Raw genomic sequence first — 12641 nt, 5'->3', positions numbered from 1 at the left:
CTGAGGTGGATTCATCCAGTTCAGAGGTGGATGAACGGAGTTCTGAGGTGGATTCATCCAGTTCAAAGGTGGATGAACGGAGTTCTGAGGTGGATGAACAAAGTTCTAACTCTCCCCTGCCCCCCTGCCCCTCTGCTCCCCTGCCCCCCTGCTCCCTCACTCCCCACTCATACAATCCCACGCGCGGAATCGGCTGGGGTGGTGCAGGATTATATGCAGTTAATAAGCAACTATCGGAGATAAATTGCAGAGCATTAACGAAATTTTCCACGCCGCCTTCGCTAAAATACTGCCATATTTGGTTAACAATAGCCAAGGGCACGGTAGACTGGGAAATTAAATCGGGATCGAAAGCGTCATCCCCTGGCATTACAATGAGGGTTCTACCATTCCGTTGCACAATTTCTTGCACTACTTCTAATCCATAACCCCAGTAAGAACGTCCTCCTAAGAGGCGCAAAATAATTACTTGGGCAAGTTCCAAAACTTGTTCTCCATAAGTATCTATGCTTAATTGTTGCTGCAACTGCAATAGGTTGGCGACTCTTAATGCCGGAAAGCTTGGGGGTAACTTTGTCACCGCAGCTGCCAAGGTTTGAATGTCGGTATCAGCAGCCGTAATCAACACGAAAGGCGCGGGAGTTTGTTCTAAAAAAATTAAACCCTCTGACTGATTCCATCCACCCGATGTGCTACTTATACGATGCATAATCCTGTGTTACCGTTTTAAATTATTGGTTAGTACATAATCAAAACAAACTTTTTTCCCTGGATTCAGCCCTCTCTTACCAAAATGATTGAAAATGCTTAGTTCTCCTGATTTGAGCTTTTCTCGAACCTTGCCTATTGTTGTATTTAATCAGCTTGGGGAGTTGTTAGAACAGATGGCTCAAACGGTGGGAAGTGCCGCTCTAGTACTGACAGAAGCTGTGTTGGTGCGGATTTACATACCTGTGGAGTGGCAAAGGCAAAGGTTTACATTAGTGGTTTCTGAGCAGTTTAGCGTCCTTTTGGTAGGAACCTTTGAGCAAGGAAGCAGGGAAACAGAGGGAGAAGAAATTTACTCAGAAATCAATGCTCAGTTGACGTTTAATTTGGAGGCGATCGCAACATTTATCTCCGAATTGAGAGACTTGTTTGAGTGCGATTCTTATACTCACCAAAATCTCGAACGCTATCAGCAAATTATTAGACCTAATAATGCCACGCTCCAAAGTCAATTCACGCTGTTGTTATTAGAATATCTCCTAATTCAGCCAAACCAAGAAATAATAGCATCTCCAAGCCCAGTTGGGCCAGCAGTTTATATCTGTCAGCCAGTGGAAGATGCTTTAAAAAAACAGATTTCTCAAGAGCGGCTATTGAATCAGGTAACAACGCAGATCCGCAAAAGCCTGGATTTGCCTGTCATTATGGCGACGGCAATTACACAGGTGCGTGAGTTTTTGGAATTAGACAGATTAGTAATTTATAAATTTGCAGGTTCTCAAGTAAATACTCAACCATACCAGTCTGAGACTATTCCCTTCAATGAAACGGCACTGACAACAGGTATGGAACTATCAGTTAAGGAACCTGCCGAAATCTATTGTTCTATACACGAAAACAACGATCGACACTCGTCTTTTATATCAGCAAACGATCAACCTCTACTAGGAGACTGCCAAAAGTATGGAGGTTATATTGTCTATGAATCCCGTGCTACAAATGCTATTAGCTCAGTATTGAATTACACAGAAGAAAATTGCTTTATCCGAACCTCTCAATGTTGGGAGAAGTATCGCCAAGGTTTTACCTTAGCCGTGGATGATGTCGAAAAAACTTATGCTCTGGAAGAGTGTTTGTTAAATTTTTTAAGGGAATGCCAAGTTAGGGCTAAGTTCGCTGCACCAATTATGTTTGAGGATAAACTGTGGGGATTGCTGATTGCTCATCATTGCGATGAACCCCACCAGTGGAATGATAGCGAAAAAAACTTGCTAGTTGCGATCGCAGAACAATTAGCGATCGCTATTCACCAAGCTGAGTTAATGCAAACCCTCACTCAAGAAAAACAAAATCTCGAACAACGAGTGATTGAGCGCACAATGGCTCTGCGTGATGCTCTCCTCGCCGCCGAAGCTGCTAGCCGGATCAGAAGTGAGTTTCTCGCTACTATCAGTCATGAATTGCTCACGCCTTTAACTTATGTGATTGGGATGTCTTCGACGTTATTACGCTGGCCTTTGGGTGAATTGAGTCAACGACAACGCGGTTATCTGCAAACCATCCACGACAGTGGAGAACATTTATTAGCAATGATTAATGACATCCTCGATTTATCGCAAATCGAGGCTGGTAAGACAGCTTTAAATATTTCGGAATTTTCTTTGGTGAATGTTGCCGAAAATGCTGTAAAGTCACTGCGAAAAAAAGCAACAAGCGAACAAATTAATCTTATACTTGATTTGCAAATCGATCCCAGGCGCGATCGCTTTACCGCCGATGCAAAACGAGTAGAACAAATTCTTTTGAATCTGTTAACTAATGCGATTAAATTCACCCCTGAGAGTGGCAGCGTTACCTTACGTCTTTGGGTGGAAGATGATACTGCTATTTTTCAAGTAGAAGACACCGGAATCGGTATTCCTGAAGAACAATTACCATTACTGTTTGAGAAATTTCAGCAACTCGATACACCTTATCGCCGCCGCTACGAAGGTACTGGGCTTGGACTAGCTTTAACGAAACAGCTTATAGAACTCCATCGGGGTCGAATTGAAGTAGAATCAACTGTAAGTATCGGCTCAATTTTTACTGTATGGATACCAACTCAGGCAGTGAGAGTGGTAAGTTAGGAGTTAAGCAAGAGACGCGATGAATCGCCGTCTTTACAATAATCAGTCTTTTGTAGAGACGGCGATTTATCGCGTCTTTGTGATGATTTATATCATGTCCGCATAATTAATTAGTTATGCTAACCACAGTCATTGCACCCCACACGCCAGTCGCTCATGGGGGAAACCCCCATCGCCCTTGGCGTCTCCCCTTGGGAGAAGACCGCGCTGGCTCCCCTTAATCCCCTCCCCGCTTGCGGGGAGGGGAGACAAAGCGTAGCTTTGGCGGGGGTGGGGTTCTTCGGGTTTAATAAGCAATGAAGCGGACATGATATTATTTCTTCAATTTGAGGCTAGGCTAACAAGCATTTTTTCAAAAATTTTCAACACACGCTCCTCTCCATTGTCTCTAATAAAAATGCCAAAATTTGGGTGGGAGTTGATTTCAATTAACCAATATTGATTATCTCGATCTAATACGATATCAAAACCACCATAATCAAGGTCTAATTCTTCAAAAACTGGTTGAGCAAAATTAGCAATCTCTGATAGTATTTGTGGATCGTTTATATATTTGGCTTTCGCACCATCCCAGTGGAGAGGACTGAGATTGCCGATAAATTTCGCATCAGTTATATCTTTTTCATAGAGCAAAACCAACTCTTTATTTAAGAAAACCGCTCTATATTCAGATTTGATGTGAATAAATTCTTGAGCAAGAGCGACGTAATCATACTTACTATTGATATTAAAAATTTCTTTTAAAGCAGTCTCAATTTCATCTAGATTCTTACATAAAAAGACATTATGTCCGCTTGCACCGGAGTTTCTTTTAATAATTACTGGCGTTTCAAAATTTTCTTTTATTTCCAATACAATATCTTGAATAGTTGGAAATTTTAAGTAAATCTTATATTTGGTGTCACAAACAGGGGAAAGAAAACCCACAGTCCGAGGAAGTTTAACTTTTTTATTTAAAACATGGTAAGTGTATTCTTTGTCTCTGAGCAAGTGTGCTACTGCTTGATTAAGTAAGGGAGTACTATAGTTACAAAAATAATGCTGTTTACTATTCAATTTTATTTTGACTAAATTTTCCGAAGGATGAAGAATTTCATAGCTGATGTTTAAGTTTTCACAAGCTTTCAGCAATAGCGAAACGTTGTCTAACATAAATACTTAAAGTTAAACTCCAAATTACGAATTAGGTTGCCGAGCGAAGTCGAGGTACGAATTATTTTAACTTGCTGTTTGCCGTTTAAAAATTACTATCTCAGTCCCAACAACCGGGTTACGAGCTATTAGCGTATTCTGGGAGTCGATAATTTCTAAATGAGTAAAATCAAGTTCTTGAGAGCGTTGTAATATCTCCGCAGCTAGTTTGTCTTGCTGAGATTCATTGAGAGTGTACCAATCATTACTAATTTTGACAGTCAAGTTACTTGTACGGAAGTTGGCTTGAATTGACTTTATCAGACCAGAGGCAACGCGATCGCTAATTTCAGCTACCTGATTTTCAATAGCCGCAATCAAAGCTTGTTCCGGTGTCAATTCTATGATGGGTGTCGGCGTTGGTGTTGGGATTGGCGTTGGCGTAGGAATTGGTTCTGGTTCGGGTTCCGGCGTTGGTGGCGTAATCTGTACTTCTGGCGGCGGTGTAATTTCCTCTGCTTGCTGTGGTTCTGGTGCGACTGACTCCGGTGGAGTTGTTATCGTTGGTGTCGGTATCGGAACCTCTTCAACCGGGGGAACAGTTGCTATTTCCGTAGGTTTACCAGTAAAGATAGTCGTAGTTGTCCAAACGAGAATTACAGCAACTCCAGTCACAATTCCCGTCAAAGCTGTATCTGATAACTTTGTTGACAAATTTGATGGTAAAAACAAGCGGATTGTCCTTAACAGTCCACCCCACCTCAACTGAAGCTGCTGAAAAAAACTGGGTTTTTCCTCAGTACCAGGTGGGGGTGCTGTCTCTAGTTTTTCCACCGTTACTTCTAAAACCCCAATCGTTCCTTGGAGAAGTTGGATAATTTTAGCCTTCCAAAATGGCTGAACTCTCTGGTAAGGTTTTTGGGGAGGTTGAGTTACCTGCTCATCCGTCGGTTTTGACTGATTGTCTTGTGACATGGAACTTTCACCAAAAGCAGCGAATCAAAGACAAACAACGTACATTATTACTGGTGCTGCCTTCTTTTGCATTAATGTATCACTTCATTGCTCATTGTTTTCGCTAAACTGACTATTTATTAAATTTGGTGACTTATGAAACTCAAACGCCGTCAATTTTTATTTTTAAGTAGCGTCAGCGCCATTGGTACAGGATTTTTAAGCTGGATGTTTGCTCATCAAAATCATCAAAGTGCTGATATTAGCGATTCAACAACAGCTATAGCCGCCAACCCAGCCAAAAAGGACTTGTTATTACGTTTTGTGTCTGTAGCAGATACGGGGACTGGGGCTAAAGGACAGTATGCCGTGGCTAGAGCGATGAATGCGTATCATCAGAAAAATCCTTATGATTTAGTCGTTTTAGCTGGAGACAACATTTACAATAACGGCGAAATTGAGAAAATTAATGCAGTTTTCGAGCGTCCTTATCAAGGTTTACTCAAGCAAGGTGTGAAATTTCAGGCTTGTTTAGGTAATCACGATATTCGTACCGCTAATGGCGATCTACAAGTCAAGTATGCTGGCTTTAATATGAAGGGACGTTACTATACATTTCGCCGGGGAACTGTGCAATTTTTTGCTTTAGATACTAACGGAAATGCTGATTGGAAAAACCAGCTACCTTGGTTAGAAAAAGAATTAAGTCTTAGTAATGCTCCCTGGAAAGTGGTGTTTGGTCATCATCCGATTTATTCATCGGGTCAATATGGGAATAATCCAGATTTTATTAAAACTTTCACTCCTCTATTTAAAAAATACGGGGTTCAACTTTACATCAATGGCCACGAACATAATTATGAACGCACTCGTGCTATTGATGGTACAACTTACTTAATTTGTGGTGCAGGTGCTGGTAATCGTCCTGTAGGGCGTTCTGAGTGGACAGGGTATTCTACTAGCGACTTAAGTTTTGCTTATTATGAAGTGTATAAAGATAGAATAGAAATAAGTGCGATCGCTACTAATAATCGCGTTTTTGATAAAGGTATTATTCAGTTGAAATCAGCGTAATTATTATGAAAGTCAAGCGCTTAAAAATGCAATCTTTCCGTGGAATCGGTGATTTGACGCTTGAGTTCGGTGAAACGAGTCCAACGGCGCTGATTGGTATTAACGGCGTGGGCAAATCGAGTATTCTTGATTGTCTCGCTATTCTTTTGTCACAGATGATAAGGGAGATTGCATATGCAGAGTCAAGAAGGATAAATAGGATTCAAGGAGGAGTAAATTTTTATTTAGGTTCTCAAATTTCTAATGAATACGAAAAATCTATTCCTGGAAAGCCGGATATAGAAAAGCGTTTTTTCAGTAAAGAGGATATTACAAACGGACATAAAAAGACACATAATGGGATTAAAATTTTTCTGCAATCAAGGGAAGTAAGCTGGTTTCTTACAAACTTTAGTAAAGAACGCAACGAAGAGCCAAACAAAGAAAATGCAGAGTTAAATGCAGTTTCTCAAGATATTTACCGTCAGTGGGAAGCAAATCCTAAGTTTAACTTGCCTTTAGCAGTTTATTACCCAGTTAAACGTTCGGTTCTTGGGATTGACATGGAGATTACAGAAACGCATTTATTAAAACAGATAGATGCGTATGATCAAGCACTAAATGGAGTACAAATTAGTTTCCATAGATTCTTTCAATGGTTTAGATCCTTGGAAGATTTAGAAAACGAAGAAAGGCGGGATAATCCTGAATTTAAAACCCAGCAGCTAGAAGCAGTAAGACAATCTATTTATTCATTAATTCCAGGGTTTTCTAACTTACGGGTACGGCGTTCACCCCTGCGAATGACTGTGCGAAAACAAGGTGAAGAACTTACAGTCAATCAACTATCTGATGGGGAGAAATGCTTGTTGGCAATGGTTGGAGATTTAGCAAGACGATTAGCGATCGCTAACCCAGGTTTAACAGAACCACTCGAAGGTGAGGGTGTTGTTTTAATTGATGAAATTGAACTCCATCTACATCCAAAATGGCAACGAGAAATTATTCCGGCGTTGACAAGAACATTCCCCAACTGCCAATTTATTGTCACGACCCATTCGCCTCAAGTACTTAGCCAAGTCAAGCCGGAAGGAATTTACATTCTAGAAAAAACACACGAAGGTGTTGTTGCTAAAAAACCAGAAAGTTCCTTTGGTAGAGACAGCAATCGTATCTTAGAAGACCTCATGGGTGTTCCAGAACGTCCACAGGAAATTAAGGAAAGTCTTTTAGAACTTTTTCGACTAATTGATGCTGGAAATATTGAAGGTGCTAGGCAATTACGTCAACAATTGGCTATTGAAATTGGAGCAGATGAACCAGAATTTGTCAAAGCTGATGTACTCATTCGGCGGAAGGAAATTCTCAACAGATGAAGCACATCAAAAAGAGCCAGGAACCAGAACGATTTACCAAGTGGAAGGCTCTGGAAAATGATGATTGGAAACCTAGCTGGGATGATAATTTTCAAACACCAGAAAAACCTGTTGTACATGATGCTTTACTGAAGGAACAGGGATATATCTGTTGCTATTGTGGAATGCGTATCACTAGAACAACTAGCCACATAGAACACCTCAAACTTCGTAGTACTTATCCAAATCTGGCACTTGAGTACACAAATCTCATCGCTTCATGTCAAGGAGAAAGTGAAGAACCTCCTACTGTTCCAGTACATTGCGGACATAAGAAAAAGTATTGGTACGATGAAAATCTTATGGTTTCACCTTTGGAAATAAACTGTGCTGATTTTTTTAAATATCCTGCTTCTGGTGAAATTCAACCGACAGATAATCCAGGTAAAAAAGCTATTGCTGAAACAACAATTAAGAAGCTTGCACTTGACATTGACAAACTGCAAAAGATGCGTAGAGTAGCAATTGATGCCGCATTGCTGGCTACTGAAGGTTTGACTGAAATAGAAATACAACTGCTTGCTGAAGGTTATCAGGAGTTAGATGCTAATGACCAATACACTCCGTTTTGCACTGCAATTACCTATTTACTCAAGAATTATTTTTGATTCACATTATACTAAATAGTATTAACTTAATTCTTACCAAATAGTATATGATTCTTGAGGCAGTTATTCTTCATGTTAAACCCGATTTAGAATCCGATTTTGAAGCTACTTTCAAAAAAGCTTCTAAAATTATTTCCTCAATGGACGGATATTTATCCCATGAATTACATAAATGTATAGAATTCAAAGGTAAATATTTATTACTTGTCAGATGGGAAACTTTAGAATCTCATACTGTAGGATTTAGAAGTTCTGCTGAGTATCAAGAGTGGAAAAAACTTCTACATCATTTTTATGAGCCATTTCCCACTGTTGAACACTTTGAAGAAATTGAAATATGAAAAACAACAAGTTACAAAAACTCATCCTTTGATAAGTTCAGAAGAAGCTGGAGTTAATACAACTTAAGCTCAACTTATAAATGTTGGTGTTTTAGTTACAAATACTCGTTTTTAGATAAGTAAAACTAAAGTTAAATTTAATCGATTTAATCATTAATTATAAAAAGTCAAAAAAATGATAAGTAAAATAGGAGTTTTAGTTAATAAAACTTCTTCCTAACTTATTAATGAACAAGTTTTAGTTAGTCCAGCACGTTCTGGAGTTATAAATGAACAAGTTTCAATTACTCCAGCACGTTCTGGAGTTATAAATGCTTCTTCTGTAGTTGACACAGCTTGTTGTGTAGCAACGCACCATCAAAATATAGTCTATCTAGTCGTTTATATACCTCTTACTCTACTCGTTGCAACTGTGCTACTCTTGGGTCAACAATTTTTTGTCCCAAACTGGCAAATTTAATTGCTACAGACATCTTATTACCCGTTCCGAAGACGTGAGTGATTTCACCAAGACCAAAAGTCTTGTGCAATACTCTATCGCCTACTTGCCAATTCTGTGTTGTGTCTTGTTTTCCATTGGGAGTAGAGGCAGCTTTGGTATAACTTTGACGACTCGCGCGTTTGGTAGATATTAATTCTTCTGGTAATTCGTCGAGAAATTGCGATCGCATCGCAGGTTCACGAGAACCATACAAACGACGTTCCCGCGCGTGTGATAAAAATAACCGCTCTTGGGCGCGAGTAATCCCCACATAACACAGGCGGCGTTCTTCTTCCAAAGATGCAGGATCGCTTAGGGAACGGTAGCCGGGAAATAGCCCCTGTTCTAATCCCACCAAAAACACCACGGGAAATTCCAAACCTTTGGAAGCGTGCAAAGTCATCAAAGAAACGGCTGTCTGTCCTTCTTTTAAGTTATCCAAATCGGAACTGAGGGCGGCACTACTTAGAAAATCTCGCAGGGAAATCTCTTCGTTTTCTTCTTGAAATTGCAGTGCAGCGTTATAAAGTTCCTGAACGTTTTGTACCCGATCTGTGGCTTCATCCGTGCCTTGATTCATCAAGTCTTGAACGTAACCAGAATCTTCTAGTATTCCTTGCAAAACCTCTGTTACGGGAAGCGTGGCGACTTGTGCTTGCCAACGGCTGATCGTTGCGGCAAAGTTATTTACAGCTTTTGTCGCCCGTCCAGCTAATGTATTAACTGATGTTTCATCGCTGAGTATTTCCCACAAAGTTGTCCCTAATTGCTGAGATGCGTTCATCAAAGCGTCAATAGTGGTTTTGCCAATTCCCCGCCGGGGAGTATTAATAACTCGCAATAAACTGACTGTATCAGCTGGATTATTTATTGCTCTTAAATAAGCTACGACATCTTTAATTTCTTTGCGATCGTAAAATCTCATTCCCCCCACAACTGTGTAAGGAATTTGATATTTCACTAACAATTCTTCAAAGGGCCGAGATTGGGCATTTGTCCGATAAAGTATGGCAAAACTACCCCAGTTTAACTCTGGATTTTGCTGTTCTAAAGTGCTAATTTGATTAATTACAAATGCCGCTTCTGCAAGTTCTTCATCGGCTTTATGACAAGTAATCTGCTCACCTGTCCCCCGCGTTGCTTTCAGGATTTTATCAATCCGTTGGGTGTTATTTTCAATTAATTCATTAGCCGCTTGCAAAATGTTTTCACAAGAACGATAGTTTTCTTCTAGCTTAACCATCGTTCGGGTGTCATCATCTACCAAACCATCGCCAAAGTCTTCCTGAAATCCTAGCAAGATGGTGAAATCTGCCATGCGAAAACTGTAAATTGATTGGTCTGCATCGCCGACAACAAAAACTGAGCGATTTTCCCATTGCCATTCGCTCTTTTTGGTTTCGCCATTAGTAACTAATAAATTAATGAGTTGATACTGAGTGCGGTTAGTATCTTGATATTCATCTACGAGGATATGACGAAACTTGCGATGCCAGTAACCCAATACCTGCTCATTTTGTTGAAATAATCTAGTAGGTACAAGAATAAGATCGTCAAAGTCGAGAGCGTTGTTTTGTGCTAACTTATCTTGATATAAATTATAAACTTGACCAATTACTCGTCCGCGATAATTTGGTTGGTCTTGCTCAAATTCTTGGGGTGATAAACCTTGGTTTTTAGCGTTACTAATAGCGTAGCGAACAGAGCGGGCGTCAAACTTCTTATCGTCTAAATTTAGCTCTTTATTAACGATTTCTTTGATCAGACTGATAACATCTGATTCATCAAAAATAGAGAAATTACGATTCCACTTGCGTCCTTTTTCGTCTACATATTTTTCAATATCAAAGCGGAGGATGCGAGAAAATAGACTATGGAAAGTGCCACACCACAAATCTTTGATCGTGTTTTTGTAAACTTGCGATCGCAGTAGCGTTTGTTGATATTCTGTCAATAAATCCAATCGCTGTCCGTGTTGTTTCATCGCCAGCTGTTCCGCGAACAGCCGTTGAATCCGTTCTTTCATCTCCCGCGCGGCTTTGTTGGTAAAAGTAACCGCCAGGATATTTTCTGGATCGACACGGTGTTTCAGAATTAGATTTGCAATACGATAAGTCAGCGCTCGTGTTTTACCGGAACCTGCGCCAGCAACAACTAGCAACGGGCCGCAGTAATGTTCGACAGCTTGACGTTGGCTTGGGTTAAGGTGACTGAGAAAGTCGATGGTTGTTGTCATAGATGTGAAAAAGCGATGTCTCCGACGGTCACTGAGCGCAGCCGAAGTGCGGGCTACGCCTACGCCTGGGGTCACATCAATAGAAAGTCGCTATTGCCCAGATTACAACATCCTAACGAAACTTGGTCAACAAAGATTGTCAGGTATCATCTTTATCGGATTTATGCCAAAAATCCGCGAAACATAGACCAAAACATTGTCGGGGCAATTCATGAATTGCCCCGACAATACGTTAACTTTTCTACGTAGAAAACTTAGCCACTAGTTATTCCTGCGCGTTGTGTCGTAAAATCAGCCACGGGGAATCAAACATCAAAATATGATGAGCAAGCTCTAACTTGTTCTGTTGTCAACACTAGGAGCAATTAAATTAATAAATTGCCCCAATACGTTTTCGTGGGGACATGAAAATGTTTCCTAGACCGTGGTTTATTTGCTTGCAAAACGCTGTACATATCTAACTGAGAGTATAGTCACCAATCGGACTATTCCCTCCTTGAGTACCCAATTGACATTAGGTAACAATACACGATACATCATCATTGAACCGTTAAATTTTTAAAGATGAAAAATTTCTTTAATTGCAGGTTTTACCAGTATAAAGAGGGGTGGATATGGATTTTAGCTTAATTGTATCCAACATTTTGAATCCGCCAATCTTGTTTTTCTTTTTAGGCATGACTGCTGTTTTTGTCAAGTCTGATTTGGAAATTCCCCCACCAGTACCCAAACTCCTTTCGTTGTATTTGCTGTTTGCAATTGGTTTTAAAGGAGGGGTAGAACTAATCAAAAGCGGACTGAATCAGGAGGTAATTCTAACACTCCTGGCAGCAATGTTGATGGCTTGTTTTGTTCCAATTTACACCTTTTTTATTCTGAAGTGGAAACTGGATACTTACGATGCTGCGGCGATCGCAGCAACTTACGGTTCTATCAGTGCCGTCACTTTCATCACTGCCGGCGCTTTTCTCACTGAGCTTGGTATTCAGTATGATGGTTACATGGTAGCAGCTCTTGCCCTGATGGAATCTCCGGCGATCATTGTTGGTCTGATTTTGGTGAGTATATTCACCGCCGATGAGAAGCGAGAGTTTGCTTGGTCGGAAGTTTTGCAAGAAGCATTTCTTAATAGTTCAGTTTTTCTACTAGTCGGTAGCCTCTTAATCGGTGTCTTGACAGGAGAACGTGGTTGGCACGTATTAGAACCCTTTGCTCAAGGGTTGTTTTATGGCATTCTCACCTTCTTTTTATTGGATATGGGACTGGTGGCTGCCAGAAGAATTAAAGACTTGCAAAAAACCGGAGTTTTCCTGATTTTATTTGCCATACTAATTCCAATACTCAATGCAGGCATTGGGTTAGCGATCGCCAAATTCATCGGTATGCCTCCGGGAAATTCGCTGTTATTCGCTGTATTGTGTGCCAGCGCTTCTTACATTGCTGTGCCGGCGGCGATGCGGATGACTGTTCCCGAAGCAAATCCCAGCCTATATGTTTCTACCGCTCTAGCAGTCACATTTCCGTTCAATATTATTGTGGGAATTCCGCTATATCTCTACGGAATTAACCTATTCTGGAGGTAATA

The 12641-nt window shown here is 40.4% G+C and carries 10 protein-coding genes and 1 pseudogene; 7 read left to right on the top strand and 4 right to left on the bottom strand.

The window, feature by feature from the left end:
- Nucleotides 1-709: pseudogene (locus V7K61_RS03950) on the bottom strand (cobaltochelatase subunit CobN); the annotation flags it as partial.
- Nucleotides 710-803: 94 nt separating this feature from the next.
- On the opposite strand from V7K61_RS03950, the gene V7K61_RS03945 reads away from it, so the two are divergent.
- Nucleotides 804-2837, top strand: coding sequence for a GAF domain-containing sensor histidine kinase (locus tag V7K61_RS03945; RefSeq protein ID WP_335051101.1), 2034 nt, complete (start codon nucleotides 804-806; stop codon nucleotides 2835-2837).
- A gap of 321 nt (nucleotides 2838-3158) precedes the next feature.
- Here the strand turns inward: V7K61_RS03945 and V7K61_RS03940 are convergent, their stop codons facing one another.
- Nucleotides 3159-3989 carry an ATP-grasp domain-containing protein gene (locus V7K61_RS03940; protein ID WP_335051099.1) on the bottom strand — a complete coding sequence of 277 codons (831 nt, stop codon included), beginning with the start codon at nucleotides 3987-3989 and terminating at the stop codon, nucleotides 3159-3161.
- Nucleotides 3990-4055: 66 nt separating this feature from the next.
- A complete protein-coding gene (locus V7K61_RS03935; protein ID WP_335051097.1) occupies nucleotides 4056-4943 on the bottom strand; it encodes a hypothetical protein in 888 nt (295 codons plus the stop codon).
- Between the two features lie 135 nt (nucleotides 4944-5078).
- Between V7K61_RS03935 and V7K61_RS03930 the strand changes: the two genes are divergently transcribed.
- Genes V7K61_RS03930 through V7K61_RS03915 form a run of 4 tightly spaced genes read left to right on the top strand, consistent with a single transcriptional unit; the run spans nucleotide 5079 to nucleotide 8339 of the window.
- Nucleotides 5079-5996, top strand: a complete 918-nt coding sequence (locus V7K61_RS03930; RefSeq protein ID WP_335051095.1) for a metallophosphoesterase family protein — start codon at nucleotides 5079-5081, stop codon at nucleotides 5994-5996.
- A gap of 5 nt (nucleotides 5997-6001) precedes the next feature.
- Complete coding sequence (locus V7K61_RS03925) at nucleotides 6002-7351, top strand: AAA family ATPase (protein WP_335051093.1); 1350 nt, start codon at nucleotides 6002-6004, stop codon at nucleotides 7349-7351.
- Entirely contained in the window at nucleotides 7348-7998 is a 651-nt protein-coding gene (locus V7K61_RS03920) for a retron system putative HNH endonuclease (RefSeq protein ID WP_335051091.1), read from the top strand. The genes V7K61_RS03925 and V7K61_RS03920 overlap by 4 nt, the downstream gene beginning before the upstream one ends.
- Before the next feature lie 47 nt (nucleotides 7999-8045).
- A complete protein-coding gene (locus V7K61_RS03915; protein WP_335051088.1) occupies nucleotides 8046-8339 on the top strand; it encodes an antibiotic biosynthesis monooxygenase family protein in 294 nt (97 codons plus the stop codon).
- Nucleotides 8340-8731: 392 nt separating this feature from the next.
- Here the strand turns inward: V7K61_RS03915 and pcrA are convergent, their stop codons facing one another.
- A complete protein-coding gene (gene pcrA / locus V7K61_RS03910) occupies nucleotides 8732-11056 on the bottom strand; it encodes a DNA helicase PcrA (protein ID WP_335051086.1) in 2325 nt (774 codons plus the stop codon).
- A gap of 15 nt (nucleotides 11057-11071) precedes the next feature.
- Here pcrA and V7K61_RS03905 point away from each other — a divergent pair, with 15 nt between their 5' ends.
- Together V7K61_RS03905 and V7K61_RS03900 are read left to right on the top strand one after the other, a co-directional pair.
- Entirely contained in the window at nucleotides 11072-11305 is a 234-nt protein-coding gene (locus V7K61_RS03905) for a hypothetical protein (RefSeq protein ID WP_335051084.1), read from the top strand.
- Between the two features lie 365 nt (nucleotides 11306-11670).
- Nucleotides 11671-12639, top strand: a complete 969-nt coding sequence (locus V7K61_RS03900) for a sodium-dependent bicarbonate transport family permease (RefSeq protein WP_334705803.1) — start codon at nucleotides 11671-11673, stop codon at nucleotides 12637-12639.
- The last annotated feature ends 2 nt before the right edge of the window (nucleotides 12640-12641 follow it).

The organism is Nostoc sp. (assembly GCF_036918015.1).
Taxonomy (GTDB): domain Bacteria; phylum Cyanobacteriota; class Cyanobacteriia; order Cyanobacteriales; family Nostocaceae; genus Nostoc.
This window is presented reverse-complemented; position numbering and strand designations above follow the sequence as displayed.